10 protein-coding genes and 1 pseudogene are annotated in these 17,924 nt (G+C 68.0%); 10 read left to right on the top strand and 1 reads right to left on the bottom strand.

Going from position 1 to position 17,924, the window contains the following annotated elements; translation table 11 throughout:
• The first annotated feature begins 29 nt into the window (after positions 1-29).
• From CES90_RS33545 to CES90_RS33505, 10 genes and pseudogenes are all read left to right on the top strand, one after another.
• Positions 30-3,929: a DNA-directed RNA polymerase subunit beta' gene (locus CES90_RS33545; protein ID WP_189782200.1), complete on the top strand. Its 3,900-nt coding sequence runs from the start codon at positions 30-32 to the stop codon at positions 3,927-3,929.
• Positions 3,930-4,179: 250 nt separating this feature from the next.
• A complete protein-coding gene (locus CES90_RS33540) occupies positions 4,180-4,659 on the top strand; it encodes a DUF1707 and DUF4190 domain-containing protein (RefSeq protein WP_189782411.1) in 480 nt (159 codons plus the stop codon).
• A 280-nt stretch (positions 4,660-4,939) separates the two neighbouring features.
• The gene (gene rpsL / locus CES90_RS33535) at positions 4,940-5,311 is read left to right on the top strand and encodes a 30S ribosomal protein S12 (protein WP_003948652.1); all 372 of its coding nucleotides are present in this window, start codon (positions 4,940-4,942) and stop codon (positions 5,309-5,311) included.
• 2 nt (positions 5,312-5,313) lie between these two features.
• Entirely contained in the window at positions 5,314-5,784 is a 471-nt protein-coding gene (gene rpsG / locus CES90_RS33530; protein ID WP_009330725.1) for a 30S ribosomal protein S7, read from the top strand.
• Between the two features lie 39 nt (positions 5,785-5,823).
• Positions 5,824-7,950: an elongation factor G gene (fusA, locus tag CES90_RS33525; RefSeq protein ID WP_189782201.1), complete on the top strand. Its 2,127-nt coding sequence runs from the start codon at positions 5,824-5,826 to the stop codon at positions 7,948-7,950.
• Positions 7,951-8,105: 155 nt separating this feature from the next.
• Positions 8,106-9,299 (top strand): elongation factor Tu, encoded by a 1,194-nt coding sequence (tuf, locus tag CES90_RS33520; protein WP_115906452.1) that lies wholly within the window; start codon positions 8,106-8,108, stop codon positions 9,297-9,299.
• Between the two features lie 169 nt (positions 9,300-9,468).
• A complete protein-coding gene (locus CES90_RS33515) occupies positions 9,469-12,582 on the top strand; it encodes a glycosyl hydrolase 115 family protein (RefSeq protein WP_189782412.1) in 3,114 nt (1,037 codons plus the stop codon).
• A gap of 35 nt (positions 12,583-12,617) precedes the next feature.
• A complete protein-coding gene (locus CES90_RS33510) occupies positions 12,618-13,685 on the top strand; it encodes an endo-1,4-beta-xylanase (protein WP_189782202.1) in 1,068 nt (355 codons plus the stop codon).
• A 242-nt stretch (positions 13,686-13,927) separates the two neighbouring features.
• Positions 13,928-14,074, top strand: a pseudogene (locus tag CES90_RS50185) (transcriptional regulator); the annotation flags it as partial.
• 167 nt (positions 14,075-14,241) lie between these two features.
• Positions 14,242-15,069, top strand: coding sequence for a hypothetical protein (locus tag CES90_RS33505; RefSeq protein WP_189782203.1), 828 nt, complete (start codon positions 14,242-14,244; stop codon positions 15,067-15,069).
• A 12-nt stretch (positions 15,070-15,081) separates the two neighbouring features.
• Here CES90_RS33505 and CES90_RS33500 read toward each other — a convergent pair whose 3' ends face one another.
• Positions 15,082-17,922 (bottom strand): poly(A) polymerase, encoded by a 2,841-nt coding sequence (locus CES90_RS33500; protein WP_189782204.1) that lies wholly within the window; start codon positions 17,920-17,922, stop codon positions 15,082-15,084.
• Positions 17,923-17,924: the final 2 nt, after the last annotated feature.

Raw genomic sequence — 17,924 nt, 5'->3', positions numbered from 1 at the left:
CTTACAACCCTGAGAGGGATTGACGCATAGTGCTCGACGTCAACTTCTTCGACGAGCTCCGGATCGGTCTGGCCACCGCTGACGACATCCGTCAGTGGAGCCACGGCGAGGTCAAGAAGCCCGAGACCATCAACTACCGCACCCTCAAGCCCGAAAAGGACGGACTCTTCTGCGAGAAGATCTTCGGTCCGACCCGGGACTGGGAGTGCTACTGCGGCAAGTACAAGCGTGTCCGCTTCAAGGGCATCATCTGTGAGCGCTGTGGCGTCGAGGTCACTCGCGCCAAGGTGCGCCGTGAGCGGATGGGCCACATCGAGCTGGCCGCTCCCGTCACCCACATCTGGTACTTCAAGGGCGTTCCGTCGCGGCTGGGCTACCTCCTCGACCTCGCCCCGAAGGACCTGGAGAAGGTCATCTACTTCGCGGCGTACATGATCACGTACGTCGACGAGGAGCGCCGTACGCGTGACCTGCCCTCCCTGGAGGCGCACGTCTCCGTCGAGCGGCAGCAGATCGAGAACCGCCGGGACGCCGACCTGGAGGCCCGCGCCAAGAAGCTCGAGACCGACCTGGCCGAGCTGGAGGCCGAGGGCGCCAAGGCCGATGTGCGCCGCAAGGTGCGCGAGGGCGCCGAGCGTGAGATGAAGCAGCTGCGCGACCGTTCGCAGCGCGAGATCGACCGTCTCGACGAGGTGTGGACCCGGTTCAAGAACCTCAAGGTCCAGGACCTGGAGGGCGACGAGCTCCTCTACCGCGAGCTGCGTGACCGCTTCGGCACGTACTTCGACGGTTCCATGGGTGCCGCTGCCCTGCAGAAGCGTCTTGAGTCCTTCGACCTGGACGAGGAGGCCGAGCGCCTCCGCGAGATCATCCGCACCGGCAAGGGCCAGAAGAAGACCCGTGCGCTGAAGCGGCTGAAGGTCGTGTCCGCGTTCCTGCAGACCTCCAACAGCCCCAAGGGCATGGTCCTCGACTGCGTCCCGGTCATCCCGCCGGACCTTCGCCCGATGGTGCAGCTGGACGGTGGCCGCTTCGCGACCTCCGACCTGAACGACCTGTACCGCCGTGTGATCAACCGGAACAACCGACTGAAGCGGCTTCTCGACCTCGGCGCGCCCGAGATCATCGTGAACAACGAGAAGCGCATGCTCCAGGAGGCCGTCGACGCCCTGTTCGACAACGGTCGTCGTGGTCGTCCGGTCACCGGTCCCGGTAACCGCCCGCTGAAGTCCCTCAGCGACATGCTGAAGGGTAAGCAGGGTCGATTCCGTCAGAACCTGCTCGGCAAGCGTGTGGACTACTCCGCGCGTTCCGTGATCGTCGTCGGTCCGCAGCTGAAGCTGCACCAGTGCGGTCTGCCGAAGGCGATGGCGCTGGAGCTGTTCAAGCCGTTCGTGATGAAGCGCCTGGTCGACCTGAACCACGCGCAGAACATCAAGAGCGCCAAGCGCATGGTGGAGCGCGGCCGCACGGTCGTGTACGACGTCCTCGAAGAGGTCATCGCCGAGCACCCGGTTCTGCTGAACCGTGCTCCCACCCTGCACCGCCTCGGCATCCAGGCCTTCGAGCCGCAGCTGGTCGAGGGCAAGGCCATCCAGATCCACCCGCTCGTCTGCACCGCGTTCAACGCGGACTTCGACGGTGACCAGATGGCCGTGCACCTGCCGCTGTCCGCGGAGGCGCAGGCCGAGGCCCGCATCCTGATGCTGTCCTCGAACAACATCCTCAAGCCGGCCGACGGCCGCCCGGTGACGATGCCGACCCAGGACATGGTCCTCGGTCTGTTCTTCCTCACCACCGACGGCGAGATGCGTGACGTGAAGGGCGAGGACCGCTCCTTCTCGTCCGTGGCCGAGGCGATCATGGCGTTCGACGCCGGCGAGCTCTCGCTGCAGTCGCGCGTGGACATCCGCTTCCCGGTGGGCACCATCCCGCCGCGCGGCTGGACCCCGCCGGTGCGCGAGGAGGGCGAGCCGGAGTGGCAGCAGGGTGACAGCTTCACCCTGAAGACCACGCTGGGCCGCGCGCTCTTCAACGAGCTGCTGCCCGAGGACTACCCGTTCGTCGACTACGAGGTCGGCAAGAAGCAGCTCTCCGAGATCGTCAACGACCTCGCCGAGCGCTACCCCAAGGTCATCGTGGCGGCGACGCTCGACAACCTGAAGGCGTCCGGCTTCTACTGGGCGACCCGTTCCGGTGTCACCGTGGCCATCTCCGACGTCGTCGTTCCCGAGGCGAAGAAGGAGATCGTCAAGGGCTACGAGGCGCAGGACGAGAAGGTCCAGAAGCAGTACGAGCGTGGTCTGATCACCAAGGACGAGCGCACGCAGGAGCTCATCGCGATCTGGACCAAGGCGACCAACGAGGTCGCCGAGGCGATGAACGACAACTTCCCGAAGACCAACCCGATCTTCATGATGGTGAACTCGGGTGCACGAGGCAACATGATGCAGATGCGTCAGATCGCCGGTATGCGTGGTCTGGTGTCGAACGCGAAGAACGAGACGATCCCGCGTCCGATCAAGGCGTCGTTCCGTGAGGGTCTGTCGGTGCTGGAGTACTTCATCTCCACGCACGGTGCCCGTAAGGGTCTGGCGGACACCGCCCTGCGTACCGCCGACTCGGGTTACCTGACCCGTCGTCTGGTGGACGTCTCGCAGGACGTCATCATCCGCGAGGAGGACTGCGGCACCGAGCGCGGTTTGAAGCTGCGGATCGCCTCGAAGGACGAGACCGGTGTCCTGCGCAAGGCCGACGACGTCGAGACCAGCGTCTACGCCCGCATGCTCGCCGAGGACGTCGTCATCGACGGCAAGGTGATCGCGCCGGCCAACGTGGACCTGGGCGACGTGCTCATCGACCAGCTCGTGCACCACGGTGTCGAGGAGGTCAAGACCCGCTCGATCCTGACCTGTGAGTCCAAGGTCGGCACGTGCGCCATGTGCTACGGCCGCTCCCTGGCCACCGGCAAGCTGGTCGACATCGGTGAGGCGGTCGGCATCATCGCCGCCCAGTCCATCGGTGAGCCCGGTACCCAGCTGACGATGCGTACCTTCCACACCGGTGGTGTGGCCGGTGACGACATCACCCAGGGTCTGCCGCGTGTCGTCGAGCTCTTCGAGGCCCGTACCCCGAAGGGTGTCGCCCCGATCTCCGAGGCCTCCGGCCGCGTGCGGATCGAGGAGACCGAGAAGACCAAGAAGATCGTCGTCACCCCGGACGACGGCAGCGACGAGATGGCCTACCCCATCTCGAAGCGTGCCCGTCTGATGGTCAGCGAGGGCGAGCACGTCGAGGTGGGCCAGAAGCTCACCGTGGGTGCCACCAACCCGCACGACGTGCTGCGCATCCTGGGCCAGCGTGCCGTCCAGGTCCACCTGGTCGGCGAGGTCCAGAAGGTGTACAACTCGCAGGGTGTGTCGATCCACGACAAGCACATCGAGATCATCATCCGGCAGATGCTCCGCCGTGTGACGATCATCGAGTCCGGCGACGCCGAGCTGCTGCCCGGTGAGCTGGTCGAGCGCTCCAAGTTCGAGACCGAGAACCGTCGTGTGGTCCAGGAGGGCGGTCACCCCGCCTCCGGTCGTCCGCAGCTGATGGGTATCACCAAGGCCTCGCTGGCGACGGAGTCCTGGCTGTCGGCCGCCTCCTTCCAGGAGACGACCCGAGTCCTGACGGACGCGGCGATCAACGCCAAGTCCGACAGCCTCATCGGCCTCAAGGAGAACGTCATCATCGGTAAGCTCATCCCGGCCGGTACGGGCCTGTCCCGCTACCGCAACATCCGGGTCGAGCCGACCGAGGAAGCCAAGGCCGCGATGTACTCGGCCGTCGGCTACGACGACATCGACTACTCGCCGTTCGGCACGGGCTCCGGTCAGGCCGTCCCGCTGGAGGACTACGACTACGGTCCGTACAACCAGTAAGTCCTTCCGGGCGTACGTCCACTGAAGGGCGGCCACTCCGTTTCGTACGGGGTGGCCGCCCTTCGGCGTTCTCACGGGCGCCCGGTGTGTGGCCGGTGTGGCAAAACCGGGACAGAAGTGGGGCCGGGAACCGATGCCGTGGGCCGTGCGTTGCAGCATCATGGAGGCACAACCAGTCCGGGGGAGTGTTCTCGTGTCAAATCCTTCGTGGCAGCCGATGCCGTGGCAGGCCCAGAGCAGTGCTCCGTCGATGCTCGCCGCCCATGCCGATCGTGAGCGTGCCGTGGATGTTCTGCGGGCCGGCTTCAGTGAGGGCCGTCTTCAGCAGGACGAGTACGAGAAGCGGATCGAGAGGGCCTACCAGGCGCGCACGGTGGGAGAGCTGGCCCTGCTCGTCGCCGATCTGCCGCAGGGCCCGTCCGCGATGCAGCCGCCGGCCATGGCGCCGGGCGTCCCGAGAACCTTCATGCCGGTGCCCCTGCCGCCTCCGGCCACCAACGGCAAGGCCGTCGGGGCGATGGTGTGCGGCGTGCTGACGACCATGACCATGGGGCTGACCGGCATCCCCGCCGTCATCCTCGGCCACACCGCCCGCGCCGAGATCAAGCGCAGCGGCGAGGGCGGTGAGGGCTTCGCCCTGGCCGGGATCATCCTGGGGTGGCTGTCCGTCGCCGGCTGGGCGTTCTTCCTCACGATCATGGTGCTCGCGGGAGTCTCCTCGGGCAGCTGATGCGGGGGCCGGCCGCTCCTGGGCGCCCGGCCCTTAAACCACCGCACGCCCATTTGTTTTGACCGTAGGCAATGCGATAGGTACGCTCAGACCTTGTGCCTGGGGTGTGCCCTGGCTCCCGTGCGTGCCTTCAACCGCACAGGGGGAGCCGTAAGCGGCCGCCGTAATCTGCGCCCTTTTGCCTCGCGGCGGGAGTTTGCAGCTTCGACACACCCGACCGCGTGGGTCGGCGATGTTCCGGGTTAGCTTCACCATTCGGCACACAGAAACCGGAGAAGTAGTGCCTACGATCCAGCAGCTGGTCCGCAAGGGCCGGCAGGACAAGGTCGAGAAGAACAAGACGCCCGCACTTGAGGGTTCCCCTCAGCGTCGCGGCGTCTGCACGCGTGTGTTCACGACCACCCCGAAGAAGCCGAACTCGGCCCTGCGTAAGGTCGCGCGTGTGCGTCTGACCAGCGGGATCGAGGTCACCGCTTACATTCCGGGTGAGGGACACAACCTGCAGGAGCACTCCATCGTGCTCGTGCGTGGTGGCCGTGTGAAGGACCTGCCGGGTGTTCGCTACAAGATCATCCGTGGCTCGCTCGACACCCAGGGTGTCAAGAACCGCAAGCAGGCCCGCAGCCGCTACGGCGCCAAGAAGGAGAAGTAAGAATGCCTCGTAAGGGCCCCGCCCCGAAGCGCCCGGTCATCATCGACCCGGTCTACGGTTCTCCTCTTGTCACGTCGCTCATCAACAAGGTGCTGCTGAACGGCAAGCGCTCCACCGCCGAGCGCATCGTCTACGGCGCCATGGAGGGCCTGCGCGACAAGACCGGCAACGACCCGGTCATCACGCTGAAGCGCGCTCTCGAGAACATCAAGCCGACCCTCGAGGTCAAGTCCCGCCGTGTCGGTGGCGCCACCTACCAGGTGCCGGTCGAGGTCAAGCCCGGCCGCGCCAACACCCTGGCGCTGCGCTGGCTGGTCGGTTACTCCCGCGCCCGTCGCGAGAAGACCATGACCGAGCGTCTGCTCAACGAGCTTCTCGACGCCTCGAACGGCCTCGGTGCGGCCGTGAAGAAGCGCGAGGACACCCACAAGATGGCCGAGTCCAACAAGGCCTTCGCGCACTACCGCTGGTAGTCGCAGACCCCATCGAGACCGAGAGAAGACCGAAGCCTTATGGCTACCACTTCACTTGACCTGGCCAGGGTCCGCAACATCGGGATCATGGCCCACATCGACGCGGGCAAGACGACCACCACCGAGCGGATCCTCTTCTACACCGGCGTCAGCTACAAGATCGGTGAGGTCCACGACGGCGCTGCCACCATGGACTGGATGGAGCAGGAGCAGGAGCGTGGCATCACGATCACCTCTGCTGCCACCACCTGTCACTGGCCGCTCGAGGGCGTCGACCACACCATCAACATCATCGACACCCCGGGTCACGTCGACTTCACCGTCGAGGTGGAGCGTTCGCTCCGCGTCCTCGACGGCGCCGTGACGGTGTTCGACGGCGTTGCCGGCGTGGAGCCCCAGTCCGAGACGGTGTGGCGTCAGGCCGACCGTTACGGTGTGCCGCGCATCTGCTTCGTCAACAAGCTGGACCGCACCGGCGCCGAGTTCCACCGCTGCGTGGACATGATCTCGGACCGCCTGGGCGCCCAGCCGCTCGTCATGCAGCTCCCGATCGGCGCCGAGGCCGACTTCAAGGGCGTCGTGGACCTGGTCCGCATGAAGGCGCTCGTGTGGTCCGCCGAGGCCGCCAAGGGCGAGATGTACGACGTCGTCGACATCCCGGCCACGCACACCGAGGCTGCCGAGGAGTACCGCGGCAAGCTGATCGAGGCCGTCGCGGAGAACGACGAAGAGATCATGGAGCTGTACCTGGAGGGCGAGGAGCCCACCGAGGAGCAGCTGTACGCCGCGATCCGTCGCATCACCATCGCGTCCGGCAAGTCCAGCGACACCACGGTCACCCCGGTGTTCTGTGGCACCGCGTTCAAGAACAAGGGCGTCCAGCCCCTGCTCGACGCGGTCGTGCGCTACCTCCCCACCCCGCTTGACGTCGAGGCCATCGAGGGTCACGCCGTCGACGCCCCGGAGGAGGTCGTCAAGCGCAAGCCGTCCGACGACGAGCCGCTGTCCGCGCTGGCGTTCAAGATCATGAGCGACCCGCACCTCGGCAAGCTCACCTTCGTCCGGGTCTACTCGGGCCGTCTGGAGTCCGGCACCGCCGTGCTGAACTCCGTCAAGGGCAAGAAGGAGCGCATCGGCAAGATCTACCGCATGCACGCGAACAAGCGTGAGGAGATCGACTCGGTGGGCGCCGGCGACATCATCGCCGTCATGGGTCTGAAGCAGACCACGACCGGTGAGACGCTGTGCGACGACAAGCAGCCGGTGATCCTGGAGTCCATGGACTTCCCGGCGCCGGTCATCCAGGTCGCCATCGAGCCCAAGTCCAAGGGTGACCAGGAGAAGCTGGGTGTCGCCATCCAGCGTCTCGCGGAGGAGGACCCCTCCTTCCAGGTCCACTCGGACGAGGAGACCGGCCAGACCATCATCGGTGGTATGGGCGAGCTGCACCTTGAGGTGCTGGTCGACCGTATGCGCCGTGAGTTCAAGGTCGAGGCCAACGTCGGCAAGCCGCAGGTCGCGTACCGCGAGACGATCCGCAAGGCCGTCGAGCGCGTCGACTACACGCACAAGAAGCAGACTGGTGGTACCGGCCAGTTCGCCAAGGTGCAGATCGCGATCGAGCCGATCGAGGGCGGCGACGCGTCGTACGAGTTCGTGAACAAGGTGACCGGTGGTCGCATCCCGAAGGAGTACATCCCTTCGGTCGACGCCGGTGCGCAGGAGGCCATGCAGTTCGGCGTCCTCGCCGGCTACGAGATGACGGGCGTCCGCGTCACGCTCATCGACGGTGGCTACCACGAGGTCGACTCCTCCGAGCTCGCGTTCAAGATCGCCGGTTCGCAGGCCTTCAAGGAGGCCGCACGCAAGGCCAGCCCCGTGCTGCTCGAGCCGATGATGGCCGTCGAGGTCACCACGCCCGAGGACTACATGGGTGAGGTCATCGGCGACATCAACTCCCGCCGTGGCCAGATCCAGGCCATGGAGGAGCGGGCTGGTGCCCGCGTCGTGAAGGGTCTCGTGCCCCTCTCGGAGATGTTCGGCTACGTCGGAGACCTCCGCAGCAAGACGTCGGGTCGCGCGAGCTACTCGATGCAGTTCGACTCCTACGCCGAGGTTCCGCGGAACGTCGCCGAGGAGATCATCGCGAAGGCCAAGGGCGAGTAACGCACCGCGTTCACACGCTTTAGGCTTGACTCCGGAGCCTTGAGGGGCAAACACCCGCAAACACGAGTGTTTGCCCCGGGGCCCGGGCTTTCCAGCAAAGATCACCTGGCGCCGATGAAGTAAGGCGTACAGAACCACTCCACAGGAGGACCCCAGTGGCGAAGGCGAAGTTCGAGCGGACTAAGCCGCACGTCAACATCGGCACCATCGGTCACATCGACCACGGTAAGACGACCCTCACGGCCGCCATTACCAAGGTGCTGCACGACGCGTTCCCGGACCTGAACGAGGCCTCGGCGTTCGACCAGATCGACAAGGCTCCCGAGGAGCGCCAGCGCGGTATCACCATCTCCATCGCGCACGTCGAGTACCAGACGGAGACCCGTCACTACGCCCACGTCGACTGCCCCGGTCACGCGGACTACATCAAGAACATGATCACGGGTGCGGCGCAGATGGACGGCGCCATCCTCGTTGTCGCCGCCACCGACGGCCCGATGCCGCAGACCAAGGAGCACGTGCTCCTGGCCCGCCAGGTCGGCGTTCCGTACATCGTCGTCGCCCTGAACAAGGCCGACATGGTGGACGACGAGGAGATCCTGGAGCTCGTCGAGCTCGAGGTCCGTGAGCTGCTCTCCGAGTACGAGTTCCCGGGCGACGACGTTCCGGTCGTCAAGGTCTCCGCGCTCAAGGCGCTCGAGGGCGACAAGGAGTGGGGCCAGTCGGTCCTGGACCTGATGGCCGCCGTCGACACCGCGATCCCGGAGCCGGAGCGCGACGTCGACAAGCCGTTCCTGATGCCGATCGAGGACGTCTTCACGATCACCGGTCGTGGCACCGTCGTCACCGGTCGTATCGAGCGTGGTGTCCTCAAGGTCAACGAGACCGTCGACATCATCGGTATCAAGACCGAGAAGACCACCACCACGGTCACCGGCATCGAGATGTTCCGCAAGCTGCTCGACGAGGGCCAGGCCGGTGAGAACGTCGGTCTGCTGCTCCGCGGCATCAAGCGCGAGGACGTCGAGCGCGGCCAGGTCATCATCAAGCCCGGTTCGGTCACCCCGCACACCGAGTTCGAGGCCCAGGCCTACATCCTGTCCAAGGACGAGGGTGGCCGCCACACGCCGTTCTTCAACAACTACCGTCCGCAGTTCTACTTCCGTACGACGGACGTGACGGGCGTTGTGACCCTCCCCGAGGGCACCGAGATGGTCATGCCGGGCGACAACACCGAGATGAAGGTGGAGCTCATCCAGCCCATCGCCATGGAGGAGGGCCTGAAGTTCGCCATCCGTGAGGGTGGTCGGACCGTGGGCGCCGGCCAGGTCACCAAGATCAACAAGTGAGTTCACTCGCTTGAGGGTCGCTTGACCTGAGAGGGCCCGTACGACTTCGGTCGTACGGGCCCTTTCGTCGCTCCGAAACTATTCGACGGTGACGACCCATTCCCCTCATGGGTCACTCCCTCCACTATTTGTCATGCCGCTGACCAAATTCGGGGTGGAGGGATGTGCCATGGAGGGGTACGTGGGCCGCAGAACCGTGCTCGGTGCCGGTCTCGCCGCGTTACCGGTGCTGTCCGGCGGGATGGCGTGGGCTGCCGGGGGCGGTGCGACCCGTCCCACGGACCCCGGTGCCTACATCTCCTTCAACGGCGGGGCCATGTCGCTGGTCGGGGTGCCGGTGGTCGTCAGCCCCGAGGATCACCCCGGAGTCGTACGGGTCGCAGGGGATCTCCGGGACGACATCGAGCGGGTGACGGGGGTACGGCCGGGGAGTGCGGTCGCGCGGGAAGTGGTCCTGGTGGGGACCATCGGGCGGAGTCCGCTGATCGACGCACTGGTGGCGTCGGGGAAGCTGGACGTCCGCGGGGTGCGGGGGAAGTGGGAGACCTCGCTGCAGACGGTCGTCGAGCGGCCGATGCCCGGGGTCGAGCGGGCGTTCGTCGTCGCGGGCAGCGATCCGCGGGGCACGATCTTCGGGGCGTACGACGTCTCGTACGGCATCGGGGTCTCGCCCTGGTACTGGTGGGACGATGTGCCGCCGGTGCACCGGGACCAGGTGTACGTGCTGCCGGGGCGGTTCAGCCAGGGCACGCCGGCCGTGAAGTTCCGGGGGATCTTCATCAACGACGAGAACCCGGCGCTGGGGACGTGGGCCCCGGCGTTCTTCGGCCCCGGGAAGGCGCCCGGGTATCCCGGTGGCTTCAACGCGGACTTCTGGGCCAGGGTCTTCGAGGTGCTGCTCCGGCTGAAGGGCAACTATGTCTGGCCGGCGGTGTGGGGGCGGGCCTTCGCCGAGGACGATCCGGAGAACCACAAGCGGGCCTCGGAGTACGGCATTGTCATGGGCACGTCTCATGAGGCGCCCATGATGCGGGGGATCGAGGAGTGGAACCGGCATGCGGTGCCGGCGGTGCGGGACAGCGCCGGGAATGTGGTGACCCCCGGGCGCGACCCCTACGGGGGCACGGGGGAGTGGTCGTACCGGCGGAACGCCGAAGCCATCAAGGCGTACTGGCGCGACGGCATCCGTCGAATGGTGGACGAGGGCTTCGAGGGCGTCGTCACGCTCGGTATGCGGGGGAACGGCGACACGAGCCTGCCGGACGGCGACGGCATCGAACTGATGACGGAGATCATCGAGACCCAGCGCCGGATCATCGCGGAGGTGACCGGGAAACCGGTGGAGGAGACCCCGCAGGTGTGGACCCTGTACAAGGAGGTCCAGCGGTACTGGGACCGGGGCATGCGGGCGCCGGACGATGTGACCGTCGTCCTCACGGACGACAACTGGGGGAACATCCGTAAGCACCCGGACCCGGGGGAGCCCGTACGACGTGGGGGTTACGGGTTGTACTACCACTTCGACTATGTCGGGGTCGGGCGCAACTACAAGTGGGTCGACACGGCGAACCTCGCGAATCTGTGGGAGCAGCTGCACGAGGCGGATGCGTATGGCAATCACGGACTGTGGGTGGCGAACGTCGGCGACCTGAAGGGGAACGAGCTGCCGACCGAGTTCTTCCTGAACTACGCCTGGAGTCCGGGGCGTTGGGGACTGGAGCAGCTGGAGGAGTGGGAGCGGGGGTTCGCGCGGCAGAACTTCGGGGCGGGGGCCGCCGCGGAGATCGCCGGGGTGCTGAGCGCGTACGGACAGCTTCAGGCCCGTCGTAAGCCCGAGTTGCTGAACCGGCGGATCACCGTGGACGCGGCGAAGGACCCGACGAAGGACGAGGGCGCGATCGTCTACGACGACCAGGAGACGCCCTTCTACTTCGGCCACCGGGAGCTGGAGCGGGTCACGGAGGAGTGGGGGGCGCTGGCGAAGCGGGCCGAGCGGGTGGGGCGGCGGCTGCCTGCGAGGGTGCAGGACGCGTGGTTCGAGCTGGTCGGGTACGAGGTGTCGGCGACGGCGAACCTGTACGGGTTGCGGGAGGCCGAGTTCAAGAACCTGCTGTACGCCGGGCAGGGGCGGGCGGCGACGAATCGCTGTGCGGCGGAGGCGGAGGCGGGGCTGGAGCGGGACTTCGCGCTGGCGGATCGCTTCAATGTCCAGGTCGCGGGCGGGAAGTGGCGGGGTTTCCAGACGCAACCGCACATCGGGTACGGGGATGTGGAGCGGTACGGCCCCAATGCCGGATGGCAGCAGCCCGAGAAGGATCACGTGGCGCTGCCGGACGAGATCTTCCCCAAGGTACGGCGGATCGAGGTGCCGGAGGCCGCGGAGCTGGGGGTGGCGGTGGACGGTTCCGAGGACTCGGGGCAGTGGTGGCCCGGCGGTGCTTCCGGGGAGGCGGTGCTGCCGGTGTTCAGCCCGTATCAGACCCGGCCTCAGCAGTATGTCGAGATCTTCAACCGGGGGCGTACGCCCTTCTCGTACCGGATCGAGTCGTCGGTGCCGTGGCTGGTGGTGGAGCGGTCGCGGGGGCGGGTCGATGAACAGGTGCGGGTGGGGGTGCGGGTGGATTGGAGGCGGGTGCCGGGGGGTGGTGACCGGGCTGAGGGTTCGTTGACGGTGAGCGGAGCGGGCGCGTCGGTGGTGGTGAGGGCCGTCGCGGAGAAGCCGTCGGGGAGAGGGCTGAAGGGCTTCGTCGAGGCGGGCGGCTACGTGGCGATCGACGCGGAGCACCACGTGCGGGCGGTGGGCGCCAAGGGGGTCGGCTGGCGGCGGATCGAGCGGATCGGTCGTACCGGGGCGGGGATGACCCCGTGGCCGGTGACGGCCTCGCGGCAGACGCCGGGTGGGGCCGGGCCGCGGCTGGAGTACGAGGTCAGCCTGCTGTCAACGGGGGAGGTGACGGTCTGGGCGTATGTCTCGCCACGGAACCCGGCGCTCGCGACGGGCGGCCTGCGGTATGCGGTGTCCTTCGGTGACGACGCCCCGCAGACGGTCGACATCAACGCCGTCACAGGCGCCGACGACGGGCTGATGAACAAGCAGTGGGCGCGCAGCACCTCGGACAACGTGAATGTGACGTCGACCAGGCATGTGGTTCGTGCGGCCGGGGTGCACCGCCTGAGGTTCTGGATGGTCGACCCGACGGTGGTGTTACAGCGCCTGGTGATCGACACAGGTGGGCTGGAGCCGACGTATCTGGGGCCGCTGGAGAGCCACCGCATTCGCTGATCGCTGACTGCCGAGAACTGAGAAGGGACCCGCACATGAAGCACTCGAACCGCTTCCGCATGCCCATGCTTACTTTGCTGAGCGGTGCGCTCCTGGCCACGGGTGTGGCTGTGCAGCCGGCTTCGGCGCACAACCCGTCGTTGAGGGCGCTCGCCGAACGGGCCGGCGTACGTATCGGCACGGCCGTCGACATGGCGGCGCTCGCGGACGACAGGACGTACCGCAGAACGACGGCCCGCGAGTTCAACTCCGTGACCGCCGAAAACGTCATGAAGTGGGAGTCGGTGGAGCCGCAGCGCGGGGTCTACGACTGGAAACCGGCCGACGACCTGGTTCGCTACGCCCACGCGCACGGACAGGTGGTCCGGGGCCACACCCTGGTCTGGCACAGCCAGCTGCCGGGCTGGCTGACGACAGGTGTGGCGGACGGCTCGATCGATGCGACGGAACTGCGCGGCATCCTGCGGAACCACATCACCACCGAGGTGAAGCGGTACAAGGGCAGGATCCAGCAGTGGGACGTGGTGAACGAGGTCTTCGAGGAGGACGGCAGCCTGCGGAACTCGATCTGGCTGCAACAGCTCGGTCCCTCCTACATAGCCGACGCCTTCCGCTGGGCCCACGCCGCCGACCCCAAGGCCAAGCTCTTCCTCAACGACTACAACGTCGAGGGCGTCAACGCGAAGTCCACGGCGTACTACGAACTGGTGAAGGAGTTGAAGGCCGTGGGCGTCCCCGTGCAGGGCTTCGGCATCCAGGGCCACCTGGCGATCCAGTACGGCTTCCCGGGGCAGGTCGCCGAGAACCTCGCCCGCTTCGAGGCGCTGGGCATGCAGACCGCGTTCACCGAGGTCGACGTGCGGATGATCCTGCCGGTGGACGAGGAGAAGTCGGCCACCCAGGCGTCGTACTTCCGACGGCTGCTGGACGCGTGCCTGGGAGCCCGCAGCTGCAAGTCCTTCACGGTGTGGGGGTACACGGACAAGTACTCGTGGGTGCCGGGTGTCTTCGAAGGGCAGGGCGCGGCTACGCCGATGGACGAGGAGTACGGGCGGAAGCCGGCGTATGGGGAGCTGCGGGAGGGGTTGGCGGCGGGGCGGTGAGGCCGACGGCGGCAGGGCGGGGAGGGGCTGGCTGTCGCTCGCCCCTCCCGGCGTGGCTCACTCCTCGGCGAGGAGTTCCGCTGTGGAGGTGGCCGTAATGGCCCGATCGAACCAGCGACTCAGTGTCTCCAGGTCATCGCATGAGGTGACGCGCTCGCGAGCGTCGTTGGAGACGTCGATGCCGCGACGGTCCAAAAGCCGCAGGATGTCCTCGGTCCGGCCCTCGGCCCGGCCCTCGGCCCGGCGGCACCATGGTGTGGCGGCAGCAGCTCGAACGTCTGCTGGGGGTGGGCGGGTTGCGCGACGTCACGGCCGTGGGGCGCTCCGACGGTGCGTTCAGCTGCCGACCGGTGTCCGATCCGAGGCAGCTCCGAGTCCCTGAGCCGCGGTAGGGAACCATCCGTGCGCGGGCTCTCCCCTCGCGGGAGTCACCTCGCCTCACCTTCACCCCCGCCACCTGGGCCCACTTCGTCTCGTACGCCTCGCGTGCGTGAGGTGATCACGCCATTGTTAGGCTGCGGCGTTTCGTATCCCGCAACCTATGCGCGAGGTGTGAATGAACGCTGGCAGACGAACCGTGTCCGTGGCGGCGCTCGTGGGGGCGTTGGCCCTTTCGGTGCTGAACGCCCCGGCGGCCAACGCGGCGGACACCGGTATCACTGTGTCGGACATCGTCATCAACAAGGGCAAGCCGATCGTGGTCGGCACGTCGCAGGTGGTGGAGCCGCCCATCTCCTTCAACATCGCTCTTCCGACCGGGTACAGCACCGCTGACCCGTCCCGCTACGACGCGTACCCCTTCCTCTACCGCGGCACCATCACGACGGCGGCCGACACCGGAGAGAACTTCATCCAACCGGGCAGCTACACCTGCTACGAGATCGACTCCAAGCACGCTCGCTGCGAGGGAAACCTCTACATCGACCCGCACCCGAGCCAGGAGCACGTCGACTCCAACAGTGACGCCACGACGTGGAAGGTCGGCGTCTCGCTGCGGCTGTGGAAGGCCGACGGCGGTCTGAAGACCGAGGAACTCGAGACACGGTCCAAGACCGCCCAGCTCAAGCGCGCGGCCAAGGCCACCGTCAACGCCTCGCCGGAGCCGGTCGCCAAGGGCAGGACGATCACCGTCACGGGCAAGCTGACCCGGGCGAACTGGAGCACCAAGACGTACGACGCCTACGGCGGCCGCACGGTCAGCCTCCAGTTCCGCGCCAAGGGCACCGACACCTTCACGACGGTCAAGAAGGTCACCACCAGCAGCACCGGCGGCCTCAAGACGACCGTCACCGCCTCCACCGACGGTTCCTACCGCTGGGTGTACTACGGCAACTCGACGACCGGCAGGGCGACCAGCGCGGCGGACTACGTCGACGTGCTCTGACCTACGGCTGACTCAGTACAGGGTCGGGACCTCGCCCCCCTCCGCCCACGTCAACGTGACGCCCGCCAGGCCGCGTAGCCGGCGTTCCGCCACGGCCTTCAGGGCGTCGGCGGCCGGTGGGGTGGCGCCCAGGCCGATGGCGTAGCGGGCGGGGGCCGTGGTGAAGGGGCGGGGCCAGGCGTGGCAGTCGGGTGCCGACTCCGCGAGGTCGGTGATCAAGGCCCGCATCCTGCCCCGTACCCGGCCCTCGTCCGCGCCCCCGCCCACCGTCACGATCGCCCAGGCGGCGTGACGGCGGTGGAGCGGGGGAGGGGCGAGGAGTTCGGTCCAGGGGGACGTGTCCTTCTCTTCCAGCAACTCCCAGGCGCGGAAAAGCTCTTGGGTGACCAGATCGCGCATGCCCGGCGTCACCTGGTCCGTGCACGGGCGTACCGGGGCGGACGGGGTCGTGATGGTGAGGGGGAGATCCCGGGGCGGTTCGCCCGTGGGTGTCACCGGGGCGCGCCAGTCCCACGCCGCCCACGTCGCGAAGAAGTGCCGTAGCAGATCGGTCGGCGGCAGACTGCCCGCCTCGCTCGCCGTGCGGGCCGCCAGTACGGACCAGGCCAGGCCCGGCAGCCCACCGAACGGCGCCGAATCCAGGCCGCGCGCCCTCGCCCAGGCCTTGACCTGCCTGGCCAGCCGGGTGAAGGCCGGGCCATGGGCGCCCGCCGCCGCGAGCACCGCGTCGGCGTCGCTCACCGCGCTGAGCGCGATCGCCGCCGCCTCGCCCAGTTCGGCCCGGCGGTTCACCGCCTCGGCGGGGTCCATCGATCCGGTGGCCACGACGACCACGTCCACGTCCAGCCCGTCCAGCCACAACCGCAGGCCGGGTACGCGCGCCCCGACCACCTCCCGTACGTCGGTCGCCTCTGGGAGGGCCTTGGCCAACTCGGTCTGTACGGCGGCGAGTTCGACCGTGCCGGGGAGCGCCGCCACCAGGTCCAGGTCCGCACCCGGCAGTGCGCAGCCCATGCGCCGGGAGCCGACGACGTGCACGACACCGTCGGGGAACGCGGCAGCGATACGGCGCGTGATCCGGTCGGCGGCCCCATCGCCGTCGTCATCTGCGACCTCGAACCCGCCCTCGTACCGCGCTGCGGTCTCCTCCCTCCACCGCACCTCGCCCGTCCCCAGCGTCACCGTCCCCCGCACCCGCATCGGCTCGTCCCCGCGCCGCGACAGCAGCGCCAGCTCGCCGATCCTGACCCGCATGGGGGTGAGCCGGGCCTCGCAGGTGGCGGCCAGGGTGTTCGGGTCGGTGGTCCGGCCCAGGCTCAAATGGGGGGTGAACCCCTCGTGGCGGCCCCGGCAGCGAGGGAAGGCGTGCAGCAGCATGCGGTGCAGTTCGGCCCATGGCTCCTCACCGCCGGCCGCCGGGTCGAGCCAGACCGTCGCGTCGTCCCGATGGCCGAACCAGTTCACGCCCTCCAACCGGGCGTCGAAGGGGGCCGTCGTGGCCGTCGCGAAGACGGATGCCGCCTGTTCGAAGGTGTGTTCCGGTACGAAGCCGAAGAGCACGTTCACATGTGGGGGCCAGCGGTGGATCTGCGGGTCGTGGACCCGGCGGATGTCCTGCAGCGGAGGCCACAGCTCCTCGGGAGGGAGCCACGCCAGTGCCGTACGGGGCGTCGGGCGTACGTCGAGACGATCGAGTCCGTCGAGGACGGCAGCTTCCCGCCCGTCGACCCCCGGGCCTTCCAGAGCCACCTCCGCCCGCACTCCGTAGTGATCAGAGATGTACAGCCCTTCAGCCGTCGGCACCTCCCCGTACAGGTCGGCCCGCCGTACCCGCAGCTCCTCCCCGCGCACCAGCACCCGGTCCAGCCTCGACGCCCGCCCCGTCAGGGACGAGACCGCGGCCAGCGGGTTGGCGCCCGGATCGAAGGTCGGCGTCGTGTCGTCCGGGCCGTGCGTCTCGCTCCACGCGTCCCGCATGCCGAGCGTCAACTGGGGGGTGTCGCCGCCGTCGTTGAAGTCGCCCAGCAGGATCACTTCCGCGTCCAGGCCGGCCAACCCCTCGGCGACACGGGCGAGTTCCGCATCGCGTCGACCGGCGCCGTTCTCGGAGTGGTCGCTGCTCAGGTGGGTCGCCGCGACCACGAGGGGCCGTACTCCCGTCTCCACGACCACCGCGGTCACCGCCTTGTGCGGCCCCAGCTCGTGGAACGCGGCCTCGCGGACCGGCAGCCGGCTCAGCAGCAGCAGACCGCACTCGTCCACGTCCCGCGCCCGAGGGTCCGTGGCCAGCGTCCAGCCCGCCCGCACCCAGGGCTCGCGCAACAGCATGACCAGGAGTTCCGCCTCGACCTCCTGCAACGCGATCACGTCCACGTCGGCGTCCCGCAGGGCCCGCAGCAGCAGCGGCCTGCGCTGGGCGCTGTCGATGCGGTCGGCGTCGTAACGGTCCCAGAGGGTGTTCCAGGTCAGCACCCGCACACAGCCGGAACCGGCACCGCCGGAGCCGGGCGCCGCCCCGCGCGGCGCACGAGCCGAGGGCATCCAGGCCTCCCCGCCCCACGCGTACGGCGTACGAGCCGTGAAGAACGGCGCGCGAAGCAGCCGGGCCTCCTGTACGCGGCCCGCCTCCGTCGCGTCGATCCGGTCCACGCCCGTGGCCCGGTCCCACACCACCTCGCCGTCCGCCTCGAAGAACAGCACCCGGTGCCACGGGATCTCGCCGCCCGGCACGAACGCGGGCAGCGGCACCCGCTTGGGCGCGGCGTTGCGCTGCAGCACACCCAGCACGAAACGGGCCGGGTCGAAGCGCGCGTCCCAGCGCACCCGGTGGTAGATCTCCTCGCTCGTACGCACCG

It is taken from the genome of Streptomyces capitiformicae, assembly GCF_002214185.1.
GTDB classification, from domain to species: Bacteria; Actinomycetota; Actinomycetes; order Streptomycetales; family Streptomycetaceae; genus Streptomyces; species Streptomyces capitiformicae.
The sequence above is the reverse complement of the archived record's forward strand: the minus strand, read 5'-3'. Positions and strand labels throughout refer to the sequence as shown.

Bases quoted from the DNA above. Each gene is read 5' to 3' on its own strand.
- CES90_RS33510 (WP_189782202.1), top strand. From the start codon at position 12,618: ATGAAGCACTCGAACCGCTTCCGCATGCCCATGCTTACTTTGCTGAGC.
- rpsG (WP_009330725.1), top strand. From the start codon at position 5,314: ATGCCTCGTAAGGGCCCCGCCCCGAAGCGCCCGGTCATCATCGACCCG.
- CES90_RS33515 (WP_189782412.1), top strand. From the start codon at position 9,469: ATGGAGGGGTACGTGGGCCGCAGAACCGTGCTCGGTGCCGGTCTCGCC.
- fusA (WP_189782201.1), top strand. From the start codon at position 5,824: ATGGCTACCACTTCACTTGACCTGGCCAGGGTCCGCAACATCGGGATC.
- CES90_RS33540 (WP_189782411.1), top strand. From the start codon at position 4,180: ATGCTCGCCGCCCATGCCGATCGTGAGCGTGCCGTGGATGTTCTGCGG.
- CES90_RS33505 (WP_189782203.1), top strand. From the start codon at position 14,242: ATGAACGCTGGCAGACGAACCGTGTCCGTGGCGGCGCTCGTGGGGGCG.